Annotated in this window: 25 protein-coding genes and 1 pseudogene; 14 read left to right on the forward strand and 12 right to left on the reverse strand. The window is 70.6% G+C overall.

The window, feature by feature from the left end; translation table 11 throughout:
- The gene (locus ACIA5C_RS12310; protein WP_396053655.1) at nt 1-450 is read left to right on the forward strand and encodes a GNAT family N-acetyltransferase; all 450 of its coding nucleotides are present in this window, start codon (nt 1-3) and stop codon (nt 448-450) included.
- A 51-nt stretch (nt 451-501) separates the two neighbouring features.
- Here ACIA5C_RS12310 and ACIA5C_RS12315 read toward each other — a convergent pair whose 3' ends face one another.
- A complete protein-coding gene (locus ACIA5C_RS12315; RefSeq protein ID WP_396054321.1) occupies nt 502-1,194 on the reverse strand; it encodes a zinc-binding dehydrogenase in 693 nt (230 codons plus the stop codon).
- A 94-nt stretch (nt 1,195-1,288) separates the two neighbouring features.
- Here ACIA5C_RS12315 and ACIA5C_RS12320 point away from each other — a divergent pair.
- The 5 genes and pseudogenes from ACIA5C_RS12320 to ACIA5C_RS12340 form a co-directional block, all read left to right on the forward strand.
- A pseudogene (locus tag ACIA5C_RS12320) lies at nt 1,289-1,471 on the forward strand (AraC family transcriptional regulator); the annotation flags it as partial.
- A 187-nt stretch (nt 1,472-1,658) separates the two neighbouring features.
- Nucleotides 1,659-1,862: a helix-turn-helix domain-containing protein gene (locus ACIA5C_RS12325; protein ID WP_396053657.1), complete on the forward strand. Its 204-nt coding sequence runs from the start codon at nt 1,659-1,661 to the stop codon at nt 1,860-1,862.
- 3 nt (nt 1,863-1,865) lie between these two features.
- Nucleotides 1,866-2,189, forward strand: a complete 324-nt coding sequence (locus ACIA5C_RS12330; RefSeq protein ID WP_396053659.1) for an ArsR/SmtB family transcription factor — start codon at nt 1,866-1,868, stop codon at nt 2,187-2,189.
- The gene (locus tag ACIA5C_RS12335) at nt 2,182-2,646 is read left to right on the forward strand and encodes an SRPBCC family protein (RefSeq protein WP_396053661.1); all 465 of its coding nucleotides are present in this window, start codon (nt 2,182-2,184) and stop codon (nt 2,644-2,646) included. Before ACIA5C_RS12330 ends, ACIA5C_RS12335 begins: the two co-directional genes overlap by 8 nt.
- Nucleotides 2,643-2,918, forward strand: coding sequence for a YciI family protein (locus tag ACIA5C_RS12340; RefSeq protein WP_396053663.1), 276 nt, complete (start codon nt 2,643-2,645; stop codon nt 2,916-2,918). The genes ACIA5C_RS12335 and ACIA5C_RS12340 overlap by 4 nt, the downstream gene beginning before the upstream one ends.
- On the opposite strand, the gene ACIA5C_RS12345 is transcribed toward ACIA5C_RS12340, so the two are convergent.
- Together ACIA5C_RS12345 and ACIA5C_RS12350 are read right to left on the reverse strand one after the other, a co-directional pair.
- A complete protein-coding gene (locus ACIA5C_RS12345; RefSeq protein WP_396053665.1) occupies nt 2,908-3,366 on the reverse strand; it encodes a nitroreductase family deazaflavin-dependent oxidoreductase in 459 nt (152 codons plus the stop codon). The two genes, ACIA5C_RS12340 and ACIA5C_RS12345, sit on opposite strands and share 11 nt — an antisense overlap.
- 41 nt (nt 3,367-3,407) lie before the next feature.
- Entirely contained in the window at nt 3,408-3,635 is a 228-nt protein-coding gene (locus ACIA5C_RS12350; protein WP_396053667.1) for a hypothetical protein, read from the reverse strand.
- A 209-nt stretch (nt 3,636-3,844) separates the two neighbouring features.
- On the opposite strand from ACIA5C_RS12350, the gene ACIA5C_RS12355 reads away from it, so the two are divergent.
- The gene (locus ACIA5C_RS12355) at nt 3,845-4,495 is read left to right on the forward strand and encodes a phosphoribosyltransferase (RefSeq protein WP_396053669.1); all 651 of its coding nucleotides are present in this window, start codon (nt 3,845-3,847) and stop codon (nt 4,493-4,495) included.
- A 163-nt stretch (nt 4,496-4,658) separates the two neighbouring features.
- On the opposite strand, the gene ACIA5C_RS12360 is transcribed toward ACIA5C_RS12355, so the two are convergent.
- Nucleotides 4,659-5,834, reverse strand: a complete 1,176-nt coding sequence (locus ACIA5C_RS12360) for a D-alanyl-D-alanine carboxypeptidase family protein (protein WP_396053671.1) — start codon at nt 5,832-5,834, stop codon at nt 4,659-4,661.
- A 106-nt stretch (nt 5,835-5,940) separates the two neighbouring features.
- Here ACIA5C_RS12360 and ACIA5C_RS12365 point away from each other — a divergent pair, with 106 nt between their 5' ends.
- The 3 genes from ACIA5C_RS12365 (at nt 5,941) to ACIA5C_RS12375 (ending at nt 9,582) form a co-directional block, all read left to right on the forward strand.
- Nucleotides 5,941-6,399 carry a hypothetical protein gene (locus ACIA5C_RS12365; protein WP_396053672.1) on the forward strand — a complete coding sequence of 153 codons (459 nt, stop codon included), beginning with the start codon at nt 5,941-5,943 and terminating at the stop codon, nt 6,397-6,399.
- Between the two features lie 1,325 nt (nt 6,400-7,724).
- The gene (locus tag ACIA5C_RS12370; protein ID WP_396053674.1) at nt 7,725-9,077 is read left to right on the forward strand and encodes a ferric reductase-like transmembrane domain-containing protein; all 1,353 of its coding nucleotides are present in this window, start codon (nt 7,725-7,727) and stop codon (nt 9,075-9,077) included.
- Nucleotides 9,078-9,180: 103 nt separating this feature from the next.
- On the forward strand, nt 9,181-9,582 hold the full coding sequence (locus ACIA5C_RS12375) for an SRPBCC family protein (RefSeq protein ID WP_396053676.1): 402 nt from the start codon (nt 9,181-9,183) through the stop codon (nt 9,580-9,582).
- 12 nt (nt 9,583-9,594) lie between these two features.
- Here ACIA5C_RS12375 and ACIA5C_RS12380 read toward each other — a convergent pair whose 3' ends face one another.
- Nucleotides 9,595-11,658, reverse strand: a complete 2,064-nt coding sequence (locus tag ACIA5C_RS12380) for a glycoside hydrolase family 15 protein (RefSeq protein WP_396053678.1) — start codon at nt 11,656-11,658, stop codon at nt 9,595-9,597.
- 133 nt (nt 11,659-11,791) lie between these two features.
- Between ACIA5C_RS12380 and ACIA5C_RS12385 the strand changes: the two genes are divergently transcribed.
- Nucleotides 11,792-12,841 carry an aldo/keto reductase gene (locus tag ACIA5C_RS12385; protein WP_396053680.1) on the forward strand — a complete coding sequence of 350 codons (1,050 nt, stop codon included), beginning with the start codon at nt 11,792-11,794 and terminating at the stop codon, nt 12,839-12,841.
- A 16-nt stretch (nt 12,842-12,857) separates the two neighbouring features.
- On the opposite strand, the gene ald is transcribed toward ACIA5C_RS12385, so the two are convergent.
- Nucleotides 12,858-13,958, reverse strand: a complete 1,101-nt coding sequence (gene ald, locus ACIA5C_RS12390; RefSeq protein ID WP_396053682.1) for an alanine dehydrogenase — start codon at nt 13,956-13,958, stop codon at nt 12,858-12,860.
- A gap of 142 nt (nt 13,959-14,100) precedes the next feature.
- On the opposite strand from ald, the gene ACIA5C_RS12395 reads away from it, so the two are divergent.
- Nucleotides 14,101-14,568, forward strand: a complete 468-nt coding sequence (locus ACIA5C_RS12395) for an Lrp/AsnC family transcriptional regulator (protein ID WP_396053684.1) — start codon at nt 14,101-14,103, stop codon at nt 14,566-14,568.
- Nucleotides 14,569-14,854: 286 nt separating this feature from the next.
- Here the strand turns inward: ACIA5C_RS12395 and ACIA5C_RS12400 are convergent, their stop codons facing one another.
- From ACIA5C_RS12400 to ACIA5C_RS12410, 3 genes are all read right to left on the reverse strand, one after another.
- Nucleotides 14,855-15,496, reverse strand: a complete 642-nt coding sequence (locus ACIA5C_RS12400; protein ID WP_396053686.1) for a hypothetical protein — start codon at nt 15,494-15,496, stop codon at nt 14,855-14,857.
- A gap of 124 nt (nt 15,497-15,620) precedes the next feature.
- On the reverse strand, nt 15,621-16,826 hold the full coding sequence (locus ACIA5C_RS12405; protein ID WP_396053688.1) for a hypothetical protein: 1,206 nt from the start codon (nt 16,824-16,826) through the stop codon (nt 15,621-15,623).
- A 294-nt stretch (nt 16,827-17,120) separates the two neighbouring features.
- Nucleotides 17,121-18,758, reverse strand: a complete 1,638-nt coding sequence (locus ACIA5C_RS12410; RefSeq protein ID WP_396053690.1) for a cellulase family glycosylhydrolase — start codon at nt 18,756-18,758, stop codon at nt 17,121-17,123.
- Nucleotides 18,759-18,866: 108 nt separating this feature from the next.
- Between ACIA5C_RS12410 and ACIA5C_RS12415 the strand changes: the two genes are divergently transcribed.
- Together ACIA5C_RS12415 and ACIA5C_RS12420 are read left to right on the forward strand one after the other, a co-directional pair.
- Nucleotides 18,867-19,340, forward strand: coding sequence for a MarR family transcriptional regulator (locus ACIA5C_RS12415; protein ID WP_396053692.1), 474 nt, complete (start codon nt 18,867-18,869; stop codon nt 19,338-19,340).
- A complete protein-coding gene (locus tag ACIA5C_RS12420; RefSeq protein WP_396053694.1) occupies nt 19,337-20,554 on the forward strand; it encodes an MFS transporter in 1,218 nt (405 codons plus the stop codon). Before ACIA5C_RS12415 ends, ACIA5C_RS12420 begins: the two co-directional genes overlap by 4 nt.
- Nucleotides 20,555-20,619: 65 nt before the next feature.
- Here ACIA5C_RS12420 and ACIA5C_RS12425 read toward each other — a convergent pair whose 3' ends face one another.
- The 3 genes from ACIA5C_RS12425 to ACIA5C_RS12435 form a co-directional block, all read right to left on the reverse strand.
- Nucleotides 20,620-21,630 carry a LacI family DNA-binding transcriptional regulator gene (locus ACIA5C_RS12425; RefSeq protein ID WP_396053696.1) on the reverse strand — a complete coding sequence of 337 codons (1,011 nt, stop codon included), beginning with the start codon at nt 21,628-21,630 and terminating at the stop codon, nt 20,620-20,622.
- Between the two features lie 525 nt (nt 21,631-22,155).
- Nucleotides 22,156-24,549, reverse strand: a complete 2,394-nt coding sequence (locus tag ACIA5C_RS12430; RefSeq protein WP_396053698.1) for a protein kinase — start codon at nt 24,547-24,549, stop codon at nt 22,156-22,158.
- Nucleotides 24,550-24,615: 66 nt separating this feature from the next.
- A complete protein-coding gene (locus ACIA5C_RS12435) occupies nt 24,616-25,320 on the reverse strand; it encodes a LamG domain-containing protein (RefSeq protein WP_396053700.1) in 705 nt (234 codons plus the stop codon).
- Nucleotides 25,321-25,497 lie beyond the last annotated feature (177 nt).

Here is a 25,497-nt window from a genome sequence, read left to right on the forward strand (position 1 = left end):
ATGCGACTGGAGCCGATGACCGACGACCGCTACCGGAGCTACTACTCGGAGCAACTCAACTCCTACGCCGTCAGCATCGAGAAGAGCGGAGTCCCACGGGAGGAAGCGGTCCGGCGCGCCAAGGAGGGCACCGACGCCCTGCTCACCCGGGGTCTGCGCACCCCGGGCCACCATCTCCTCGTCGCCTGGAACGACGACGAGGAGGAGGTCGGCCACATCTGGATCAAGCTGACCGACAACCGCGCCTACGTGTACGACATCGCCGTCCCGGAGCACCTGCGCCGCCGGGGTTTCGGACGCTCCATCATGGAGCTCGCCCAGCAGTGGTGTCGCGATCAGGGCGCGACCGAGATCGGCCTGCACGTCTACGCCCACAATCCGGGCGCCCGCAGCCTCTACGAACAGCTCGGCTTCACCGAGACCGGCCGCCTGATGAACAAGCCTCTCTGAAGTTACCCACACGGCCACGGTCGGACCGTGCGGGTCGATCAAAGCCGGAGGCTACGGCAACATCACTACCTTCCCGCTGGCCCGGTTCTCCTCCATGTAGCGGTGGGCCGCGGCCACCTCGTCCAACCCGAACACCCGGTCGACGTTCGGCCGGTAGACGCCGGCCGCGACGTCGTCGACGATCCGCTGGAGCGTCGCCGCGCCCGCACAGCCCCGGAGGTCGTTGCTGTGGAAGGCGGTGAGCCGCGTCCCGGACGGGATCGTCGCGATCGGCTCGAAGTCGCGGAGCAGCCACCCGCTCAGCGAACCGGCCACGCACACCGTCCCGCCCCGCCGGACCAGGCGCAGCGACTCCGCCACCGTGTCCGTGCCGACCAGGTCGAGGACGTGGCTCGCCCAGTCGTCCCGCGGCCGTCCCGGCTCGACCAGGACGTGTTCGACGCCGGCCGCGGTCAGCGCCGCCGCCTTGTCCGGCCGCCGGGTCGTCGCCGCGACCTCGATGCCGCGGCCGGACGCGATCGACGCCGCGGCCGTGCCGACCGAGGACGTCCCGCCCCGGATCAGCAGCCGGTCACCCGGACCGGCACCCAGGGCGTCGAGGGCACCGTACGCCGTCAGGTAGGTCTCCGGCAGCGCGGCCAGCACCTCCCGGGGCAGCGCGGTGGTGATCGGCATCAGCAGGTCGTCGGGCAGCAGCGCGTACTCGGCATAGCCGCCGTCGAAGTCGCGCCCCATCTCGCCCATCACGGCGGCGACGGTCGTCCCCGCAGGCACTGCGGCCGAGGCCTGAACGTTCGTCCGCCCGGGCGGCGGCCGTCCACCGGTAGATTGCCAAGTTATGCCCGAGGCCCGCCAATCCCGCGTCTGGCCGTCCGGCGGCGTGCACCTGTGGCCGTCGGGCGGAACGAGCGAGGCCCATTCCCATTCCCGCGGCCATCTTGTCTACGCGGCCCGTGGCGTCCTCGCCGTCCACTCCGACCGGGGCACGTCGATCGTCCCGGCCAACCGCCTCGCCTGGACGCCGCCCGGCGCCACCCACCACCACCGCGCCCACGGCGAAACCGACATGCGGATCGTCTTCCTGACGGCCGCCCTGACCGGGCGCCTCCCGCCGCGCCCGGGCCGACAACTCCCCGCTGGCCGCGCTGGGCCGGGCGGTGGGTGCCGGGGCCCGCACTCTGAGCCGCCTCTTCCGCGACGAGCTGGGCATGACCTTCTACGAGTGGCGAACCCAGCTACGCATCTGCCACGCCCTTCTGCTGCTGGCCGACGGCCACGACACGACCCGCGTGGCCCACGCCTGCGGCTGGTCCAACCCCAGTCACTTCATAGCCGCCTTCACCGCGGTCGTCGGCACCACCCCGGGCCGTCACCGCTTGACGGACTCAACCGTAAGTCGTAGCTTACGGTAAGCCATGACGAACGCAACCGCGATGCTGAGCGCCCTGGGTGACCCCACCCGGCAGGCCATTCTCGACAAGCTGACCCACGGGCCCCTCGCCGTCGGCCAGCTCGCCGACGTGCTGCCGGTGAGCCGCCCGGCCGTCTCCCAGCACCTCAAGGTGCTCAAAGAAGTGGGCCTGGTGATCGACCGGCAGGAGGGCACCCGCCGGCTCTACCAGGCCGATCCCGAGGCCTTGGCGGTGCTGCGCGCCTACCTCGACGCGTTCTGGGAGCGTTCGCTGGCCGCCTTCCGAGACCGGGCAACCGACGACAGGACCGGAGAAGCCCATGATTGAGACAGATAGCGCGGTGCGCCGGGAGGTCGTCGTCGACGTTCCCCCCGCGCGCGCCTTCGAACTCTTCACCGCCGACATGACCTCGTGGTGGCCCGCCGACCATCACATCGGCTCGGCCCCGATCGCCGAGATCATCGTCGAGCCGCGGACCGGCGGCCGCTGGTTCACCCGGCACGAGGACGGCACCGAGACCTCGACCGGCGTCGTCGTGGTCTGGGAGCCGCCCGGCCGCTTCGTGGTCACGTGGCAGATCGGCGCCGACTGGAAGTTCCACACCGACCTGGTCACCACCGTCGAGGTCCGCTTCGAGCCGGTTGGGGACGGGCGCACCCGGGTCCGGCTGGAGCACCGCGACCTCGACGCCTTCGGCGCCGATGCGGCCGCGATGAAGGAGACCTTCGAGGATCCGGGCGCCTGGCAGGCCACGCTCCGGGCGTACGCGTCGGTCGCGTCATGACAACCCGCTACGTGGTGCTCTACCACTCGGCCGAGGATGTGGCCGCGAAAGCACCGGCCCATTTCCCCGCCCATCTGGCGCGCATCCACGAGTTCCGCGACCGGGGCGAGATCCTTTCGATCGGCACGTTCGCCGATCCCCAGGAGCAGGGCGCCATGGCGATCTTCCCGACCCGTGAAGCGGCCGAGGCGTTCGTCGCCGACGACCCGTTCCTCCTCCACGGCGTCGTCAAAGATCATGAGATCCGCGAGTGGACCGACATCATCGGTTGAGGGCCGGCTCCAGCCGCAGGAACGGCAGCCGGCGGCCCAGTTCGCGCAGGTCGGCGTCGGAGCCGCCGATCTCGTAGCCCGTCCGGCGGGCGACCACACGGGCCGCCCGCCGGTGGCGCCGGCCGTAGGCGAGCAGCACCGCCGAGCCCTCCTCGGCATCGAGCGCCCGGGCCTCGACCGGCTGCTGATGCGCGCCGATGATCATCGTCGTGCGCGGCGCCGCGAGCAGGTTGCGGTACCAGTCGCCGCGCGGCCCGAAACCGGACGCGACCGTCACCGCGCCACCGGACCGGTCAACCACTTCGAGCACCACCTCGTGCCGCCGCCCGGTGCGCCGCCCCACGTGGTGGACCAGCACCAGCCGCCGCCCGAAGATCCATCCGAGCCGGGCTCGGTAGAAGCCGGGCTCGGTAGAAGAAGGTCGGCAGCCTGAGAAGCCGTCGGCCAAGGCCGCCGGGAGGGTCCGGCTTGCTGAGCGTACGCACGGAATCAGCGCTTGGCCCGTGCCGGCTGCACCGGGCCGTGGTCGTCCGGATCGAGGCGCAGGACGCCGTCGATCGCCGCGATCATCGGCATGATCACCCAGTTGTAACAGGGAACGGCCACCGCCTCGGCGAGCTCGTGCACCTTGGGCGCGGTCACCGTGGCGTCGATGTGCGGGATGTCGGGCCGGACGTCGCTCCTGACTGCCCCCAAGTCGTTGCTCAGCGCGATCATTGCCCTATGCACTGGTTGTGCGCCAGCCCTTGGCCCACACGGTCAGGTCAGACGTATAGGGCCGTCCACCCCGGGTATCCGCAGCTAGGAGACCGGGAAAGACGACATGACACGCACGACGGCGCTCGCAGGCGGCCGCCGGCAGTTGCCGGCACACCCCGCGCAACGGGCCCGGCCTGGCTCGACACGTACCTCTTCAGGGGGTTGCCATGCTCTTCGCCGACCGTGACGAGGCGGGCCGCGAGCTCGCCCAGGAGATAGCGCGCCTCTGCCCTCCGCGCTCGGGCAGCCAACGGCCGCTGGTGCTGGCGCTGCCCCGTGGCGGCGTACCGGTGGCGGCCCACGTAGCCGCCGCGATCGGCGCCGACCTCGACGTGGTCGTAGCCCGCAAGATCGGGGCGCCCGCCCGGCCCGAGTACGGCATCGGCGCGATCGCCGAGGACGGACCGCCCCTCTTCGACGTCGACGCCCTGGACGCGCTCGGCCTGACCGAAGCCGACCTGGCCGAGACCGTAACCGCCGAACGCGCCGAGCTGGCGAGGCGCATCCAGCGCTACCGCGGCGACCGGCCGCTCCCGTCGGTCACCGGTCGCACGGTCATCCTGGTCGACGACGGGCTGGCCACCGGCGTCACCGCGGTCGCCACCCTGCGCCGGCTGCGGCTACGAGCCCCGGCCAGGCTGATCCTCGCCCTGCCGGTCTGCGCGAGCGCCGCCCGCGCCCTGGTCGACGCCGAAGCCGACCAGGTGATTTGCTTGCACATGCCGCCGCTGTTCCGTGCGGTCGGCCGGTGGTACGACAACTTCGACCAGCTGACCGACGCCGACGTAGACCGCGTGCTCCACGCCCCGGTGCACTGACCGGCCGGCCTGCTGCTGCGGGCCCGTCAGTCTCCACCGCAGGACGGGCCGCTTACTGAACGGCCGGCCTGCTGCTGCCGGCCCGTCAGTCTGCACAGAGGGCCGCCACACCCCCCGGCCCGCCGCGCAGAGGACGGCCGCTTACTGAACGGCTGGCCTGGTGCTACCCGCGCGTCAGTCTCCACCAGACGGACGGGCCGCTTACGGTGCGGTCGGCGCGCAGGTCGATGCGTACGGCTGCAGGCCCGGGAAACGCCTCGGCCGCGCCGATCGTCTGGCCGGCGCGCACCGAGGCGCCCGGCGCCGAGGTGGTGACCTTGACCGGTACCGTGAGGCCCGGCCAGCCGATGACCTTCAATGCGGACGCCGCGCTGACCGTCGCCTCCTCGCCCCACTCGGTCGTGATCTTGCCGATCGGCTGGGCCGGGATGATCGAGTAGCTGCGGATCACCGACCGGGCCGAGGTCAGCAGTTTGTGCACGACCTTGTTGACCCGCGCGAGCTGGGCCGGCGTGCCCTCGCCGGGCTGGTTGAAAACCGCGCCGACGATCGTCAGGACCTGCCCGTCGAGCTCGATGCGGCTCGCGAACACCAGGTTGCCGCCGGCCTCCGTCGTCGACCCCGTCTTGATGCCGAAAACGCCGTCCTTGCCGAGCATGCCGTTGTAGTTCTTGATCTTCCCGGCGACCGGGATCGTGGCCGACGGCTCGGCGATGATGTCGGCGAACACCTCGTCCTGCAACGCCGCGCGGGCAAGAATTACCTGGTCGGCGGCGGTGCTCACGGTGGTCGGCAGGAAGCCGCTCGGATCGGTGTACTTCGTGCCGGTCATCCCCAGCTCGGCGGCGGCGTCGTTCATGTCGTCGATGAACGCGTCCTCGGTTCCGGCGTGCCACACGCCGAGCATGTGGGCGATGTTGTTGGCCGACGGCAGCATGAGAGCCTCGAGCGCCTGCCGCTCGGTGATCCGCTCACCCGTCTTCACCTTGACCAGCGACTGCCCGCTCGGCATGCGCGACTGGTAGTCCTCCACATCGGCGGCACTCACGGTCAGCACGGGACCGGGGCCGCCGGCGGTCAGCGGATGGTTCTTGAGAATCAGGTACGCCGTCATCACCTTGGCGACACTCCCGATCGGCGCCGCCTTCTTGCCGTTGACCCCGCCCAGGCGCCCCAGCCCCTCAACCATCATCTCGGCCGAGCCGGCCTTGGGCCACGGAAGCTTGAGCGCCGACCCCGGAATCCTGATGCTCCGAGCAACGTCGACCGTGATCGTGGGCGAGGGCGGCGTCCGGCGAAGCTGGACGGTGGCGCCGGAGGTGAGCGCGGCCAGAACCACGATCAGCGCCAGGAGCAGGGCGCGGCGCTTGGTCAGACGCAGCCGGAGGGCGATCGGCGCGGGGTGGGCGGTCTCGCCGGGCTCCTTCTGAGGCGCGACAACCTGCGTGGCGTCCGCGGGGGCAGCATCTCCGGTCGGCGACGACGATGCGGCGGCCGCGGTGGTTTCCGCCGCCGACGGCGCAAGCGAGGTGCTGTCCGCCGTCGCGGGTGACGTGCCGTTCGCCGATGCGGTTCCCTCATCCGGCGATGGCGGTGCGGCGGGTTCAGGGGATGGGGTGTCCTTGGCCAGCGGTGACGGTGCGGCGGGTTCGGCCGATGCGGTTCCGATGGCCGGCGAGAGCGGCCCGGCCGGTTCGGCGGATGCCGCGTCCTCAGCCGGCGATGGTGGCGGGGCCGGTTTGGCTGTTGCAGTGCCCTTTGCGGGCGCGGAGGCGGGTTTAGTCTTCGGATTGATCGGCTGGGTTGCTTCCGCGGGTGGAGCGGTATTCGACGGGAGCACCATCGGCCGCGTGGCATCGCCGCCGGGCCCAGGCTCCTCGGTTTTCGGTGTGGCCGCTGGCTGAGCCGGTTGGGTGGGCGCCACGGCCGCGCCAGCTCCGGCGGTCTTGTCGGGTGCCGAAGGCGGGGCAGCCGAAGGCGTGGCGGCCGGGGGCGCGGCAGCCGAAGGTGGGGCGGCGGGGGGCGGGGCAGTCGAAGGTGAGGCGGGCGGAGCGGTCGACGGCTCGGCGGCAGCCGAGGGCCCCGCGGTCTTCGGAGACGCTACGGACGCGGTGCCTTTCGCGGATCCCTTCGGGTGCGCGGCAGTCGGCGGTTCCGCGAGAGCCGAACCTCGTCGGGGATCGGGCGGCACAACTTCGGGCGACGCGGGTGCGGCCGGTGGCGTGGCCCCTCCGGAGGCCTTGGCCGGTGTCACTGGTTGAGCTTCCGTCGGCGTCTCCGCGCCCTTCGCGGGCATGGCGGAGGGTGTCGCCCGTCCGGAGGCTTTGACCGGTGTCACCGGTTGAGCTTCCGCGCCCTTCGCGGGCATGGCCGATGGTGTAGCCCGCCCCGAGGCTTTGACCGGTGTTGCCGGTGGGGCAGCGGCCGCCGGCTCCGCGGCCTCCGGCTGGCCGGAATCCGGCGGCGTTGTCGGTCCGGAGGCCTCCTCCGGCGCCGCCGATTCGGGAGCACCTTTCTCCCGAACAGGCGACGAGGCCGTTTCCTTCGAATCCCCGGCCGCCGGTGACATCGGCCGCGCGATGCCCTTCGCCGGCGTCCCCGGCCGGTCAGCGGTCGGCTGCGCTTCCGGCGTCGTAGCCGCCGCGTCGTTGTCAGCGTCCGTTGTCTCCGGGGTCGGCTCGGCACTCCCCGATGCTGTCGGTTCCGGCGCCGCCCTCGCAGCCACCGCCTGAGATCCGCCCGCGCCGGGGGAGTCAGCCGACCCGGCCGCGCCTTCAACGCCGCCCGACCGTTCAGGATCGGCCGCGTCCCCAGAGGCTTGCGGAGCACCACTCGACGACCCGACGTTGGCCGCGGTTGCCGGCCCCGGAGCCGAAGCCGGCTTCGAGGGTGACGCGGCTTTGACCGGCGAGGTCGGCGCCGCGGCCGGGGGTGGCCATGGCGGCGGCGCGGACGGCGAGGCCGAGTCTGCAGCGGCCGGCTTCGTCGGTACTTTTGCTTCCGACTGGGCGATAGGCTGCGTCGAAGCGTCCGCCTCAACCGTGCCCGGGCCATCCGGCTCGGCCGCCTTCGCCATCCGTTCGCTCCTTTCCCGGCCCGGACCACCCGGGCGCCGGGCCATTATTCCCGGGTTCCCCAAACCGGGAAATGTCGCCTGCACGATTGCGCACCCGAACCAACCACCACTAGGAGTGGTACACCCTGGCAACGTCGACTCCCGGGAGTTCGGATGACCGCGACACTGCCTCAGACCAGCACCGCTACCTCGCCGGCACGCGTCGCCCGCATTGCGGCCGTCGTGTTCGTCGTCGCCAATCTGGTGATCGTCGAGGGGATGTTCTTCACCGCCGGTCCTCCGGCCCACAACACGCTGAGGGCGGTCGGCCGTTTCCTCGGTCTGCATCTGGCGTTCGTGATGGCCTTGCAGCTTCTGCTGATCTCCCGCCTGCCGTTCCTGGATCGGCGTATCGGCATGGACCGTCTGACCACCTGGCACCGCTGGACCGGTTTCACGATCTTCTGGCTGGTGTTGTTGCACCCCACGTTCGTGCTGCTCGGCTATTCCGAGCTCGACAAGCTCTCGTTCTTCGGCGAGTTTTCCAACCTGGCCGGGCAGACCCCGGTCCTTTTCGGCATGGTCGCGGCGGCCCTGGTTGTGCTCATGGGCTTGTTCTCCATGCGTTTCGCACGGCGCCGCCTTTCGTACGAGGCATGGCACGCTCTCCACCTCGTCGTCTACGTCGTGATCGTCCTCGCCATCCTGCATCAGCTGTCCGAGGGCACCGCTTTCCAGACGAACGCTCTGACGCGGCTCTATTGGTGGGCGCTCTGGGCGTTCGCGATCGGCGCCCTGGTCGTCGGCCGCATGATCGTCCCGCTGGTTCGTAATGCCCGGCACCGGCTGACCGTCGCCGCGGTGGTGCCCGAGTCCGGCGATGTCGTCTCGGTCTATGCGACCGGCCACGATCTGGGCCGCCTCAATTGTCGGGCCGGCCAGTTCTTCCTTTGGCGGTTCCCCGGCGACAACGGCTGGTTCCAGGTCAATCCGTGGTCGTTGTCGGCGGCTCCCGACGGCCGGCGTCTCCGCCTCACGGCGAAGGGCATCGGAAAGACCAGCAGCTCTCTGCGCAATCTTCAGGTGGGGGCGAAAATCTTCGCCGAGGGACCGTACGGGGCATTCACCGCCGACCAGCGCACTCGCCCGAACGCGCTTCTGATCGCCGGGGGGATCGGTGTCACGCCGATTCGGGCGCTGCTCGAGGACGAGCAGATGACGGGTGACATTGTTGTTCTCTATCGGGTGCGGGACGAGGCGGAGGCGGTGCTTCTCGGCGAGTTGCGCAATCTGGCGTCGATGCGCGGCGCCCGGCTTCACCTGGTCACGGGGCGTACGGGTGCGGGGTCACCGCCGTTCGACCCGTTCGGCGCCGAAAACCTGAGTCGTATGGTTCCGGACGTGACCGACCGTGACACGTACGTCTGCGGCCCGATGCCGATGACCGAGGCGGTCCTGCGGGGTCTCCGCGGGCTGAACGTGCCGTCCGCGCAGGTCCACGCGGAGGTTTTCCGCCTGGCGAGTTGAGGTTGCGGGCATCCCCTAGGGTGCCCGAGTAACTACGTTCCGGCGCCGTCTGATCACGACGTTGTTCCGCTCACTTCGCTCGTGAGGGTGGCAGGATGCCGTCATGCCTTCCTCCACCCGGCACTTGGGCGAACGCATCGGCCGCCCCGCCGCCGAGGTCTACGCGTTCGTCGCCGACCCGGCCAACCTCCCGCGCTGGTCCTCCGGCCTCGGCAGCTCGATCCGGCAGGTCGACGGCGAGTGGATCATCGAGTCGCCCGAGGGCGAGCTCCGCTTCGAGTTCGTCGCGCGCAACGACCTCGGGGTTCTCGACCACCGCGTCACGTTCCCGAGCGGTGACATCTTCTACAACCCGATGCGCGTCGTCCCCTACGACGACGGCTGCGAGGTCACCTTCGCGGTCCGCCGCTTCGGCGACATCTCCGACGCCGACTTCGACCGCGACACCGCCGCCGTGGCGGCCGACCTGGCCAAGCTGCGTGAGGTGCTGGAAGCAGGCGGTTGACCGCCGCCGGGGTTAACCGCGGGGCAGATAGCGCGCGGCCACCGCGGCCGGTTGCTCGACCACCCGTCCGGCCTGCAGATCCCAGGCCAGGCGGATGAACTGCGCGTGCGTCCACGCCAGCGGCGTAGCCGAGAACGTCGGACGCCCGGGGGCCGGACCCGCCTGATCCCACACCTGCTCCGGCAGCATGTCGCCCGGCCCGGCCGCGGCGGCCATGGCCGCGAGCTGTCGTGCGGCGGTGGACGAATCGCCAGCGGCCAGCGCCCATTCACCGCGTTCGCCGTTCAGCAACGGCCACGCGCGCCCCCGCGACACCATCGAATCGGGCGGTTCGTCGTACTCCCACTGGCTTCCGTCGGCCTGTTCGCCGTAGCCGTCGAACGACGCCCGATGCCAGTAGAACCCGTTCGGCGTGGCCACCCCGAGTTGGCGATCCACCACCGACAGGCTGTTCACGATGTCCCGGTCACGCGCCGGGAGGACGCCCAGCCGCACCAGCTCGAGGAAACTCGGGTCGACGACCTTCCGCTGGTCCATCGCCGACGGTCCGCTGTCCCCGATCGCATACGTGGTACCGAGGTCCGGGTGGCCATCTTTGGTGAGTCGCAGGAAGTAGGGCCGCGGAGAATAGGGCCCATTCGTGGTGACCGTCCATTCCTTGACCCGGGCCCGCCAGTTGTCCGCCGTGGACAGATATCGGCGAGCGGCGGCGGCATCGCCGTTGGCCGCTGCGATCGTCGACGCGCAGACCAGCCCGGCAATGGAAGCAGCGATAGTTCCCGGTGAATAGCCCGACTGGTTTTCCCACCTGTCCTGCGGTGTGAGCGGCGCTGGAGGATAGTTCACCAGGAAATCGGCCGCGCGCCGCACGTGGGCCCAGGTGGAGGCGTCCCGCCTGCCCAGCTGATAGGCGAGCACGATCGGCAGCGCCACCTCGTCCAGTTGCAATCCGCCCCACACCGGTGTGCCGTCCACGCGGGAATTCTGCGGGAACGACCCGTCGGCTTTCTGCTGCACGCCGAACAGGAACGACAGCGCCCGCGAAGCGCCGGAAACGTCGCCGGCGGCCAGCAGGCCGGTCGCTATCTGATAGAGGTCACGCGACCAGACCAGGTGATAGGGCCCGGACGGATCGTCCTGACCGAAGGCCCACGGTGCCGCCGGCGCCGCCACGAAAGCGCCCGGATGCGTCTTGTCCTCACTCGCGGCGAGCACCATCGTCGACATTCGATAGAGCCGCCGTTCCGACGACGTCTTCAAAACCGAGGGCGGCGGCTTCAGAGCCGAGAGATAACGGTTCCAGCCGTACGCGTACGCCCGTTGTATGCGCGGGAATCCCGCCCGGAGTGACCCCCGTGCCGTGTCGAGCGCGGCGGAGGCGCTGGCGCCGAACGCCAGTGCGAGGGTGGCATGCCGCCCGATCTGTCCGGTCTGCACGAGGCTGCCGGCCGAGGACGACCGGTAGTGCCAGTCCATCCGCCCGTCGGCCAGCAGGTCGGTCCGGCCGTCGCTGATCCCGGCGAAGCCGCTGGACGTGGCACGGAACCCCGGCGAGGCCATCAGCGCGCTCGACATCCCACCGTCGGTAGCGGTCAATGCGTCACCCTCGGTGCGCCCCGCATCCCCGCCGCGGCTGTTCGCCAATGCCGGGTCGAAGATCACGTAGGCGGTGACCGGCCCGGACACCCGCACGTCCACCAGCACCGTGTTCTGGGCCGGATCGGTCGTGTACGACGCGCTCAGACGCCATCCGGGCCCGCGGAACGCCTGCCGGAAGTCCAGGGTCGGGGATGTGGAGGTCGCCGTGGCCGGCCATGCGTGCCCGTGACCGTCGGCGACGACGAACGTGAGGCCTCGCGCGGCGGGCGCGTCGACCGTCGGGTAGAAGATCTCCCCGAGCCCGCCCGAGCGCTGCACGGTGGCCCAGACCGTGCTCGCGCTCGATCGCGCGGTCAGGAAGCCGGCCTTGTCCGCCGGGAGATATTGCTGGTCAACACCGGGAGCCCCGGGCGCATTCGCCGGGGTCAATCCCAAACTGAGTGCGACCAGACCGCTCACGAAGCGTCGTTGCCTCATACCGAGCGGTATACACCCAGCCGCCCGGGCGCGCCATCCGGGAACGGGTGCAGTGATGTGGATCCGGTGGACAAGCGGGTACCTCTGGAGTTGGCTGATGAGGCGCAATCTTTACCGGAGAGAAGGACAACACATGCAGTACCGGCAGCTTGGCCGTACCGGCCTGAGGGTCTCGACGTTCACCCTCGGCACGATGGGCTTCGGCGGCACCGGCTGGGCCACGCCCGTCGGCAAGATCGACGTGGACGGGGCCCGCGAGGAGATCGAGATCGCCAAGGACGCGGGCGTCAACATGATCGACACCGCCGACGTCTACTCGGAGGGCCTGGCCGAGGAGATCCTCGGCCAGGCGCTCGGTAACACCCGCGAGGACTGGTTGATCGCGACCAAGGTCCGCATGCCGATGGGCGACGGCCCGAACGACGCCGGCCTGTCCCGACACCACATCATCCGTGGTGCCGAGGCCAGCCTGCGGCGGCTCGGCACCGACTACATCGACCTCTTCCAGGTGCACGAGTGGGACGGCCACACGCCGCTGGAAGAGACCCTGACCGCGCTCGACGACCTGGTCCGCAGCGGCAAGGTGCGCTACGTCGGCTGCTCCAACTACGGCGCCTGGCAGATGATGAAGGCGCTCGGCATTTCCGACCAGCGGCACATCGAGCGGTACGCGAGCAACCAGCTCTACTACTCGCTGCAGAACCGCGACATCGAGACGGAGATCGTCCCGGCCGCGGTCGACCAGGGCGTCGGCATCCTGGTCTGGAGCCCGCTCGCCGGTGGCCTGCTCTCCGGCAAATACCGTCGCGGCGTCGACGCCCCGGCCGGCAGCCGGCACCTGACCGAGTGGTCCGAGCCGCCGGTCCACGACGAGGACAGGCTCTACGACACGATCGAGCTCGCGGTGAAGATCGGCGAGTCGCACGGCGTCTCGGCGGCCCGGGTCTCCCTGGCGTACATCGCCCAGAAGCCGGCGGTAACCTCGATCATCGTGGGCGCCCGCACGCCGGAGCAGCTGCGCGACAACCTCGCCGCGGCCGACCTGGTGCTGACCGCGGACGAGGTGAAGGCGCTCGACGACGTGAGCAGCACGCCGCTGAGCTACCCGTTCTGGCACCAGCGCAACACCAGCACCGACCGGCTCTCCGAGGCCGACCTGACCCAGATCAACCACTACCTGTAACGGCCGGCCGCTTAGATCAGAAGGCCACCGACGGCAGCCCCAGCGCCTCACCCACCGAGGCGTTGGTGAGCTGCCCGGCGTGCACGTTCAGCCCGAGCGCGAGCGCCGGGTCCTGCTCGAGCGCCTTCTCCCAGCCGAGGTCGGCCAGGCGCAGCGCGTACGGCAGGGTGGCGTTGGTCAGCGCGTACGTCGAGGTGTTGGGCACCGCACCCGGCATGTTGGCCACGCAGTAGAAGACCGACTCGTGCACCCGATAGACCGGGTCCTCGTGGGTCGTGGCGTGCGAGTCCTCGAAGCAGCCGCCCTGGTCGATCGCGATGTCGACCAGCACCGAGCCGGACTTCATCCGCTTCACGAGGTCATTGCTGACCAGCTTGGGAGCTTTCGCACCGGGCACCAGCACCGCGCCGATCACCATGTCGGCCTCGAGCACCGACTGCTCGATCGCGTACGCCGACGACACAAGCGTCTTGACCCGCCCGCCGAACTGGGCGTCGATCTGCCGCAGCCGGTTGATGTTGAGGTCGAGGATCGTCACCTCGGCACCCAGGCCGAGCGCGATCGTCGCCGCGTTCACCCCGGAGACGCCGCCACCGATCACCGTGACCTTGGCCGGCGCCACGCCCGGCACGCCACCCGGCAGCACGCCCCGGCCGCCGCTGTTACGCATCAGGCTGTACGCCCCCACCTGCGGCGCGAGCCGTCCGGCGACCTCGGACATCGGCGCGAGCAACGGCAGCGAGCCGTCGGCCAGCTGCACCGTCTCGTACGCGATGGCGGTCGTCCCGCTGTTCATCAGCGCCTTGGTGCCCTCGGCGTCGGCGGCGAGGTGCAGGTAGGTGAACAGCACCTGCCCGGCCCGCAGCCGGTGGTACTCCTGCGCGATCGGCTCCTTGACCTTGAGCAGCAGGTCGGCCTGCGCCCACACGCTGTCCGCATCGGGAATGATCGTCGCGCCCGCGGACCCGAAGTCGCCGTCGGTGATCGCCGATCCGGCACCGGCGCCGGCCTGGATCAGGACCTGGTGACCACGACGCACGAACTCCGCAACCCCGGCCGGGGTGATGGCCACCCGGTACTCGTGGTTCTTGACCTCGGTCGGCACACCGATCCGCATGACTTGTTCCCTCTCCGTAACTGCGAGCGCCGTTGCTCCCTTGCCGTTAGCCTGAAACGATGTGCTGCGGAGATGCAACAGTGGCGCATAACATTCTGGCGGTAGCGCCGAGCACGAACAACATGCGAAACGACGGTGGTCAATGACCGACGTACCGAAGGATCTTCGAAGTGTCGACGACATCGACAGAGAGTTACTGACCCTCCTCGAGGCCGACGGCCGCATGCCCAACAACGCCCTGGCCGAGCGCGTCGGCATAGCCCCGTCGACCTGCCTGACCCGCATCCGCCGCCTCCGCGAGATCGGCGCCATCCGCGGCTTCCACGCCGACGTCGACCCGGCCTGGATCGGCCGCCCGATCGAAGCGATGATCGCCGTCCGCATCCGCTCCGAGTCCCGGGACGCCATCGGCAAGTTCGCCGAGTCCCTGGCCGGCATCCCCGCGGTCCGCGACGTCTACTTCGTCTCCGGCTCCTACGACTTCCTCCTCCACGTCGCCGCCGCCGACGTGGACGACCTGCGCACAGTCATCACCGAACGCCTCAGCGGCACCCGCCTGATCGCCGGCACCGAGACCTACCTCATCTTCGAACACCGCCGCGGCGCCTGACTCACCCGAGCGACCCGCTGCCGGCTTTCCAGACGTACGCGGGTGGATGACGCTCACGGGCCCGTGTGCTCGCGACCTCGGCGTCACCCAGCCTCCTGCCGCGCGTCGCGCACCTTTGCATGGTCACCCTGCCTCCGCGCATGGTCACCCTCCGGCTCCGGCTCCGGCTCCGGCTTCGCTTCCGCTTCCGTCGGTCCGCTCCGGCCCGGCCGGGTTCCGGGCTCTTCCGTCGCGGCACACCCACGGCGATGCGACCGGCCGGTCGGTAGCGGAACCGGCTGCGCTTTCAGGCCGTGGGCGTCGCCGACGGGACAGCAGTCGAGTCGTCCGACGGCGCGGGTGTCGCGTCGTCCGAGGGCTCCGGGGTGACGTCGTCCGAGGGCTCCGGGGTGACGTCGTCCGAAGGCTCCGGCGTAGCGTCGTCCGACGGGGTGGTCGGCGACGCGGCGGGGGTCGATGCGCTCGGTGCGGGCGTGGGGGAGTGCTTGACCGGGGGAAGCGTCGCCTCGATCTGCGTGGCCGTGTAGGCCGACGCCTGGTGGAAGCCGATCACCGAGATCCGGGCACCGGCCGCCAGCGCCGCCGCCGACTTGTTCTTGCCGCTCAAGTGGACGCGGGTGGTCGCGGTCACTGCGATGGTCACGGTCTTACCGCGTACGTCCTTGGTGCCGCCCTTCGCAGCGACCGTGACTGTCCCCGCGACCGAATCAACCGCGGTGATCGTGCCGGTCGCCGTGAAGGCGACCTTGGCCGGCTTGACGGGCTTGGCCGGCTTGGCGGGGCGGTGGGACGAGGCCGGGGCGGGCTTGGCGGGATGCCCGGAGGATGACGATGCGGACTTGGCGTAAGCCGCCGTGGTGGCCGAGACGGCCGGGGCGATGACCGCGACGGCCAGCGCCACCGCAGCCGTGGTGCGACGAATCCGCACGTGAGCTCCTAATTTCGAGGGGAGCTCGATCGTGACCCCGCTGAGTTGCAAGGCCGGGTGCCGGCCGGTTGCAAGCAGCGGCGCCCCCCGGGCTGGAGGGGGCGCCGCCGCCGTTTACCGGGACCTACTTGTTGAGGGTGCAGGGGGCCGTGCCCTCGACGTTCAGGTCCGGCCGGGCTGCGTTCCGGCCGATCGCCGTGGCGATCCGGTTGATCGTGGAGACCCGCTTGTCCGCCAGCGGGCCGAGGATGGCGTTCTGGATGAAGTTGGGTCCGCCCTGGCCGATCGTGCTGGCCAGGCGGGCGTTCGCCTCGCTGATCTGGGTCTGCAGGAGGGCGAGGTTGCGCTGCACCTCGGCCTGAGCCTGGGCCGGGACGGACGGCAGGCCGGTGAGTTCGGGGCAGTTCACGGTCGGCGCGGCCGCGGTCTGGTCACCGGGGCCGGCCGTTGCGACGGCGGTCGGCTCGGGCGTCGCCACGGTGCCGCTGTTGCCGACCGCGCAGGTGCCGAGGCCCTGCTCGTCGAGGACCGGCTTGGTGGCGTGCCGGCCGATCGAGATGACGATGCGGTCGATTGTGGAGACTCGCTTGTCCTTGAGCGGGCCGAGGATGGCGTTCTGCACGAAGTTGGGTCCGCCCTGACCGGCGGAGCTCGCCAGGCGGTTGTTGGCCTCGGCGATCTGGGTGTTGAGGAGCGTGAGGTTGCGTTCGACCTCGGCCTGTGACTGAGCCGGGATGGCCGGGAGCTTGTCGGCCACGCTCGGGCAGGAGATGGTCCCGGCGGCCGAGCCGTTGGCACCGGAGTTCGCGCCGGTATTTGCGCCGGAATTTGCGCCGCCCGCGGCGGTGGGCACGGCCGTGGGCTCGCTCGCCGAAGCGGCGCCGCCCTGGTTCACCTTGCAGGTCCCGAGCGCGTTCTCGTCCAGGCTCGGCTTGGCGGCGTGCCGGCCGATCGAGATGACGATGCGGTCGATCGTGGAGACTCGCTTGTCCTTCAGCGGGCCGAGGATCGCGTTCTGCACGAAGTTGGGTCCACCCTGACCGGTCGAGGTCTTCAGGCGGTTGTTGGCCTCGGCGATCTGGGTGTTGAGCAGGGCGAGGTTGCGCTCGACCTCGGCCTGTGACTGGGCCGGTACGGCGGGCAACGCTTCGGCGACCCCGGGACAGACGATCGTGGGAACGGTAGACTCACTCGCCGACGCCACACCGAGGCCGACGCCGACGATGGTCACCGCGACCGCCGCGACGCCGGCGATCTGCCAGCGTCGACCGACCCGGAGCCCGGCGAACCTGCCCGGCCGCCGATACGCGTTGGTACGGGTTCGATACATGGACCTGTGCCTTCCTGGGGGACCGCGAGCGCTCGGTCGTTCCGCGCTCTCACCCGGCCTTACGGGAGCGCTCCCACGGAGGGATCAGGTTCTAAGGAATTCTTAAGATTCGCCCCCGGTCGGGCGGTCGGAAGGTCCTTCTGAACAGCCACGAGGCTTCATGTCGAATCCCGGGGTGCGGCCGGTCGCCGCTCGACGAAGCCGCCGGAAGAGGCACGTCCGTCGCGTGCCTCTTCCGGCGGAGTAAAGGCGGCGAGCCCGATTTGCAGAGAGAGGCGGGCCCGCCGCGGTCCTTTATGAGCAGGCCGCCGAGCTGAGCTTCACCGAGGCCGGCGGGCTCGCAGTCCCGTTGGCAGTGAAGCCGATCGTCACCGAGGCCCCGGCCGCGAGCGTTGCGGCATAGGAGGGCGCCGCCGCGGTCACCGTCGTCCCGCTCTGGGTCACGGTCGCGTTCCAGCCGCTGCCCAGCGTCACTCCGGACGGCCAGGTCCAGGTCACCTGCCACGGGTTGACCGCCGCGCTGCCGGTGTTCTTCGCCGTCACCGAACCTTGGAAGCCGCCCTGCCAGGCGTTGTCCTGCTTGTAGATAGCCGTGCAGCCGCCGGTGGCCGGAGGAGTGGTGCCGCCGCCCGGAGGCGTGGTGCCGCCGCCCGGAGGCGTGGTGCCGCCGCCCGGAGGCGTCGTGGTCGTGCCGCCGCCGTTCGGCACCGGCGGGATCAGGTACGGCTGGAGGATCGACTGCTTGGCCTGGTTGACCGTGGTCCAGTCGTCACCCACGATGCCGCCGGTGTCGCCCGAGTCCGGGTTCCACGACCAGTACGTGAACGACATCCCGTTGACCCCGGAACCCATGTACGCCATCAGGCTCTGCAGCCAGACCTTGTCGATGTTGCTCTGCAGCGTGGTCCCGAACTCGCCGACCATGATCGGGGCGATGTTCTGCTTGTAGAGGTAGCCCCAGTAGTTGTCCCAGATCGCCGGCATGTTCGCCGGGTAGGACGGGTCGTCGAACCACGTCTGGTGGTACACCGAGGTCGCGTACTCGTGCGGGGAGTAGACGACCCGGTTGGCCACCGACAGCTCGACCGGCTGCGCGCCCGCCTTCGTCAGGTTGCCGCCCCACCAGCCGCAGTTCTCGTCGTTGCTGGTGTCGTTGTCATAGACGTTGTTCTCGCCGCCGCTCGGGCAGCTCACGCCCTCGACGAAGATCAGCCAGTTCGGCTGCACCGAGAGGATCGCGTTGCCGGCTCGCTCGGCGGCCAGCCGCCAGTCCCGGGCCTGGTCGCCGCAGCCCCAGCAGGCGCCGGTCGAGTTGGGCTTGGTGCCCTCGGCGTGCGGCTCGTTGTGCAGGTCGGCCCCGATCACCGTGGTGTTGCCCGCGTAGCGCCGGGCGAGCATCTGCCAGTCCGCGATCCAGGTGCTCTCCGGGACCGCCGACGTGTACCAGAGCGGGGTCTGCTGGGCGGTTGTCGGGCGGTGGCGGTCGAGGATGACCCGCATGCCCTTGCTGCCCATGTAGTCGATGACCTTGTCGAGGATCTGCAGCGGCGAGAGGCCGACCAGATCGGGGTTCGTGTTGGTGTTGATGCTGGTGGCGACCGCGTTCGACTTCAGCGCGTCATCCGAGAACGGGATGCGCACGGTGTTGTAGCCCAGCGAGGCCATCTGGTCGATCATGTTGTGCCACGGGTTGCTCGCCCAGAGACCGTGGAAGGTCTTGTTGTCGGTCTCCATGCCGAACCAGTTGAGGCCGGTCAGCCGGACCGTCGCTCCGGTGCTGTCGACGATCTTGTTGCCGCTGGTGTGCAGGTAGCCGGTGCCGGTTCCGCCGGTGGCGGCGGAGGCGGTGACCGGTAGGGCGGTGATCAGTGCCGCGGTGGTGACAACCGCGGCGAGTCCGCCGATCAGGGCGGACAGGCGTCTGCGGGACATGCGACTCCTTCGGGGACGGGGAGAGGGGTCACCCGGCTCATCGTGACATGGGAGCGCTCCCATCACAAGTCACCACCATCGATGTATAAGCACTGTTACGTTGAGGCCATGGATCTGCTCGACAGCAGCTACTGGCACAACATCCATGCCGTGCTCGGCGCCATCGACCAGGACATCGCCGGCCTTTACACCGAGACGGGCATCGAGGGCGTCCGCACGCGTTTCGTCGGTCCGCTGATCAGCATCAACCGGTTCGGCCCGATGACGATCCGCCGGCTGGCCGACCGCTGGGACGTCTCGCATTCCGCGATGAGCCAGACCGTGGCCGCCATGCGCACCGCGGGCCTGGTCGAGAACGCCCCGGCCGCCCCCGGCGTCGACGCCCGCACCCGGCCGGTCCAGCTGACCGGCCGCTCCCGCGAGCTGATCCCGTTTCTCGAGGCCGAATGGCGTGCGACCGAGCTGACCGTGCGGGAGCTCGACGCCGAGCTGCCGTACCCGTTGAGCCGCGTCGCCGACGACCTCGCCGCCCTGCTCAAGCGGCGCTCCTTCGCCGAGCGCCTGCGCGGCAACCTCTCATGAACGCCCTCGTCGACATTCGCCCCCTGCGGGAGAACCGCACCTACCGGCGACTCTGGCTGGGCACCACCGCGTCCGGGTTCGGCGGCCAGTTCAGCGGTTTCGCGACCATCTACTACGTCTGGCAGCGCACACACAGTGCCGCCGTGGTGGGGCTGGTCGGCCTCGCCGTGGGGGTTCCGCTCATCGTTCTGGCCCTGGCCGGCAGCGCTTTCGTCGATCACGTCGACCGCCGCCGGCTGGCCGTCGTCTGCACCTGGGTCCAGCTACTCGTCTCGGCCACGATGACCGCGGTCGCGTTCACCGATTTCGGCGGCGTTCCCGCCATGATGCTGCTGGTCGCCGTCTCGTCGGGGGCTTCCGCGCTGGGCGGCCCGGCCCGGCGGACCTTCCTGCCGGCGCTGCTGGCCGGCGAACGTCTGGCCGCCGGCCTCGCCCTCAACCACTCGTCGTTCCAGCTCGCCATGCTGACCGGCCCGGCCGCGGCCGGCGCCCTGACCGCCGCGTTCGGCCTGCCGTGGTGCTTCGCCTTCGACACGCTCTCGTTCGTCGCCGCACTGATCGGTCTCGCGGGCCTGCCCGGGGGCATCACCGGCGGCGAGGGCCCGGCCGGCCTTGCCGCGGTCAAGGCCGGCATCTCGTACGCGGCCCGCACCCCCCAGGTGCGCGGCGCCCTCCTGGCCGATCTCGCCGCCACCGTGTTCGCCATGCCGTTCGCCTTGTTCCCGGTCATCAACGCCGAGCACTTCGGCGGCCGCCCGGAGGTCCTCGGCCTGTTCACCACCGCCGTGGCCGTCGGCGGAGTGACAGCATCCGTCCTGTCCGGCCTGGCCACCCGCCGCCGCCGTCCCGGCGTCGTTCTGCTGACCTGCGGCTCGGTCTGGGCGGTGTCGCTGGGCCTGGCCGGCACGGTGACCCACCTTCCCGCGGTGCTCGTCCTCCTGGCCTGCGCGGGGGCGGCCGACACCTGGGCCGTCGTCTCCCGGGGCACGGTCGTCCAGACCGTCACTCCCGACGCCTACCGGGGCCGGGTGTCCTCGTTGGAATTCGTCGCCGGGGCGGCCGGTCCCCAGCTGGGCAACATGCGCGCAGGACTGGTCGCCGCGGCCACGTCCGGGGGAGCGGCCCTGGCCATCGGCGGCCTGACCGGTGTGGCCGCGACGGCCTTGATCGCCGTCACAACGCCGGCGCTCCGCCGGTTCACGACCGATCAGTGAAGGATTGCTCAGGCCGAGCCGATTCGCTCAGGCCGAGCCGATTCGCTCAGGCCGAGCCGATTCGCTCAGGCCGAGCCTCGCACGACGAGCCGGGTGCTGAGGATGACCTCGTCGCCACCGGTCTCGTCGCCGTCGAGTTTGGCCAGGAGCAGACGCACGACCTCGCGGCCCATCTCGGCGATCGGCTGGTCGACGCTGGTCAGGGGCGGGTCGGTGTGGCGGGCGATGACCGAGTCGTCGAAGCCGATCAGCGCGACGTCATGGGGAACCCGCCGGCCGTGCTGGCGCAGCACGCGCAGAGCGCCGACCGCCATCATGTCGGAGGCCGCGAAGACCGCGTCGACCTCGGGGTGGAACTCGAGCAGCCGCTGCATCGCGGCCGCCCCGCTCTCCTCGCTGAAGTCGCCGAACGCGACCGGCCCGTCGCCGACGACGTCGCGATAGCCGTCGAGCCGGGCGATGCCGGCCGCCATGTCGAGCGGACCGGTGATCGCCGCGATCCGGCGGCGACCCTGCCGTTGCAGGTAGGCGACCGCCTCGCGCGCGCCGCCCCGGTTGTCGGCGTCGACGAAGGTGCCCCGCTCGGCATAGGTCGGCCGTCCGACCCGCACCGTGGCAACCCCGCGCTCCTCGAGCAGCGACGGAAGCGGGTCGTCGCCGTGCACCGAGAGCAGCAGCGCCCCGTCCACGTGCTGGCGCGTCAGGTACCCCTCGAGCGTCCGGCGTTCCTCCGGCGACTGCCCGATCATGAGGACCATCTGCAGGTTGCGCGCCACCAGCACCGACGAGATCGTCTGCACGATGCGCCCGAAGAACGGCTCGGCGAAGAACCGTTCACCCGACTCGAAGATCACAAGCGCGATCGAGTCGGTCCGCTGCGTCACCAGGGCCCGCGCGGCCCGGTTGGGCACATAGCCCAGCTCGGCGATGGCGTCCTCGACCGCCTGCTTCGCCCGCGGGCTGACCTGCGCCGATCCGTTCACCACGCGGGAGACCGTGCCGCGTCCGACGCCGGCTCGCAGGGCCACTTCTTCCAGGGTCGGTCGCCCGCTGGCCCGGTTTCGCTCCGTCGTCATGGCGTTGCACCTCCTCCGCGCGATCAGAGGTCGCGCCCGACACAAAGTACCTGTCACGCGCAGCCCGCACGGCCCGCGCTCGACACAAAGTACCTGCATCACCCGCCCAAAAGCATGATCACTTTGTGCCCAACCCCCACTAACCCGATATCAAAACCGGTCTTTCGGGCGTCGGCTCGCGTCTCGGCACAGCCTGAACAAGTACGCCTTTTCCCCTCCCCCGCAAGCACAGCGCCAGCACTCCGCCTCCGGCGGCTGCCGCGGCCACCCGCCTGCCACAACAGGCCGTCCCCGGCCGCCGGCCGGGCGGCCGGCAGCTGCTCTCGCCAGGCAGCAGTCGCGCCGAGCAGCCACCGGCCGAGCCGACCACCAAGGCGCCGGGGCCAACGTTTTCCGAGGTGCTTTCGGAAAGCGTCCGCGCAGCGTTGACCGCGGATGCCGCACTCAGGCGCACCAGAGCCGTCATGGTGCCAACGACGAGCCGCCATCGAACGCGGCTCCCGCGCTGCCCGTCGGAGCGGCCCGCTATGTGCCGGCAGCCCGGTCAAGGTCTTCGAGGCGGGACTGGAGCACGGCGGCCCGGGCCTGGGTGATCCCGTCCTCGCCAACCCGGATCTGGATCTTCTTCCGCAACGCCTGAACCTGCCCGGTCAGGTCGGAACCCTGCGCGTTGGAGAGGGGCCCCAGCAGGTTGAGCAGATCCTGCGCCACATCCCCCCGAATCTGCCCCGAAGCCTCACCACCCTCGACGGCGTCCCGCATCCGGCTGACCGCATCCTCAAAACTCAGGCTCGCCTTGGGGGAGGGACGCCCCGACGTCGCTGCCGCGGTCGTAGTCGTAGGAGCCGCGGTAGTAGCAGTCACGCCAGGTAGCGCCGAAGCCGTAGCCGCCGGCGGCACCGCAACGTCCCGATCGGCGTCCCGATGCGTCCAGGTGAGCACAGCAAAGGCCCCGGCCAGCGCCGCCAGCACCACCGCCGCACCGATCCCGAAGGCGGTCCGCCGCCGAGGCGCCCCAGCCATGTCCAGCGTGGCCGCCGAAGCCCGCCCGGTCGCAAAATCCCGCGTCCCACCGGGCCGCCGCACCCCGGGAGGTCCCGATCCCGGCCGCAGCACCCCGCCGCCGGCGCCCCGCCCACCCGGCCGCCACCCTTGAGCCTCATCACTGTCGGTATAGGCAAACGACGACCGCCCAGCCCCACCCGAAGACCGCGCCACGCGCTCCCCGGCCCCGTCGTAGCCCCCACGCCGCCTGGACGATCCGCCCGCCGCAGCGCCCCCGACCCGCGCGCCCGTCGGCGTGTCCTGACCCGCGGCCGAGCCGCCGAGGCCGGCCTCGCCCACCCCCGCGTAGCCGGGCAACCCACCCCGCACATCCGCAGCCCCGGGTGCCTCGGCCGCACCGAGCCCGGCCGCAGGGCCCGGCCGCCCACCGCCCGTCCCGAACTGGCGCGCCGGTCCGCCTTGCCCTTCCGCTGCTCCAGCGGAGGCGGCCGCTACCCACTGGTCGGCTGATACGCCGGCCGCCCGCACCAGATTGCCGACCGATCCGCTAGCCCCGGCCCGCGACGTGTTGCCGCCGTTCCCTCGGACCTGAGAAGCGTCGCCGCCGTTCTCTCCGGCCCGAGATGCGTGGCCGCCGTTCTGCCCGGCCCGAGACGCGTTGCCGCCGTCCCCTCCGGCGCGCGAAGCGTGCTCGTCCTTCTCCTCAGCGTGAGATGCGTGGCCGCCGTTTTGCCCGGCCCGAGACGCGTTGCTGCCGTTCCCTACGGCCCGCGAAGCGTGCTCGTCAGTCTCCCCGGCCTCGGGAATGTTGCCGCCGTTCTCCCCGGTCTGAGGAGTATTGCTGCCGTTCTGCCCGGCTTGTGAAGCGTTATCGCTGTTCCGCCCGGCCCAGAAAGCGTGGTCGTCGTTCTCTCCGGCCCGAGGAGCGGGAACGCCATTCTTCCCGCCCAGGTCTCGCCCGTCATTTGCTGCCTCGGGCCAGGCGGCCTGGCTGACCGTGGGGCCCGCCGCCGGGCTGACCGTGGGGCCCGCGGCTGGGCTCACCGCCAGGCTGACCGCGCGGTCAGCCGCTGGGACGACCGCGGCGGCTGCCGGTGCCGGCGGCCGTGACCGCAGCGCCACCGCCAGCAGGTCGGCCCGCAGCCGGGCCGCTGTCGGGCGTCCGGCCGGATCGGCGTCCAGGCACCGATCGACCACGTCGCGGAAGTCGGCCGGAAGCGATTGCGGCAGCTCGGACGGCCCGTTCACCCGGGCCGCCGCCAGTTCCTCCCAGGTCTCCACCGGGTAGGGCGGGTCGCCGGTGACCATTTCGAACAGCAGCACCCCAACGCCGTACACGTCGGTGGCCGGCTCGGCCGGCATGCCGTCGAGGCGCTCCGGTGCAACGTAGGCCGGGGTTCCGAAGGTCGCCCCGGTGTCGTCGTCGTCCGGCTCGCCTGCCGCCACGCTGATGCCGAAGTCGAGGATCTTCACGCCGTTCGGGGTGAGCATGACGTTGCCCGGCTTGATGTCGCGGTGGACCACCCCGCTGGCGTGCGCCGCCGCGAGTGCGTCGGCTACTGCCGCCCCGATGTGGGCCGCCTCGGCCCAGCCGATCAGCTCGCGGTCAACCCGGGCCGCCACCGATTCGCCGGTCAGCAGCTCCATGACCACGAACGGCACCACCGTGCCGTCGGGGCGTACGGCCTCGCGGTAGTCGTGGACCGCCGCGATGCCGGGATGCGACAGCCGGGCCGCCATGCGGGCCTCGCGCCAGACGACCTGGGGCCCGGTGGGGAGCTTGACCGCGACCGGCCGGTCGAGCAACTCGTCCTCGGCCCGCCAGATCTCGGCCATGCCACCGGTCTCCAGCAGTGAGACCAGGCGATAGCGGCCCGCCATCAACGCGCTCGCGACCGGCCAGTCAGAGCTCATTGAGGAACATTCGCCCAGCCGGGTCCCGGTGTCAACCGTCCTGTGAAGCTTTAAGACGGACCGAACTTATCGTTCGATCGCTACGTAATCGAGGTCGCCGGCGAAGTAGTCGCACCCCACCGACCGCTGGTCGCACTCGGTCTTGCCACCGATCGACAGCGGCCAGTTGTTGGCGATGCGCCCGGTCGGGCCGTACTTGCCGGCCGCGGTACGCCCGTCGATCGTCAGGCTCACGCCTCCGTCCGTCCGCTCGCAGCGGATGACGTGCCACCTTCCGTCGTTGATCTTCTGCGACCCGGTGACCAGCACCTGGCCCGCCGATCCGCGGAACCAGCACTGCACGTGTCCGTTGGGGATCTGCAGTTTCCAGCTGCCGCCGGGCACGGTGGCCTGGCCCTTCTGGACGATGTTGCCGAACTGGTAGATCGTGCGTAGTCGCATGGTGACCGCGAAATCGCCGCTGCCCGGGTTGAGCAGGTCGCTGCTCGGAACGACGATCAGGTGCCCGGGGTGGGTCGGCGGGGTGTCCGGCTCGAGGCGCGGGAACCGGAAGCCGAGCGCGCCGTCGTAGTAGGAGCCGACGCCGACCTCGTCGCCGACCCGGCCATTCAGCCCGTTACCGGAGCTGTCGTGCATGGTGCGGGAGCCGGCCGGCTCGTCCATGGCCCAGATTGCCACCGGGTAGTCGGCCGCCGCGCTGGCGGTTCCCGAGGTGCAGGCGAGGACCGCCGTGGAGCCCGCCAGCACGACGATAAGGCGTCGGATCTTCATGGTTCATCCCCGATGGCGACATGTATGCCCAATATAACGAGGATGATCTTAAGCGGCGTTTATGACCGAATAATGGCAAAGTAAGCGATCCGGGGGCGCCGGGGTTCCCCGCACGCTTGACATCTGGTTGACCACGAGACGCCGGATGACATGATGACTGCGACCACCCGGCGTCAG

Source organism: Actinoplanes sp. NPDC051343 (assembly GCF_044455125.1).
Lineage (GTDB): Bacteria > Actinomycetota > Actinomycetes > Mycobacteriales > Micromonosporaceae > Actinoplanes.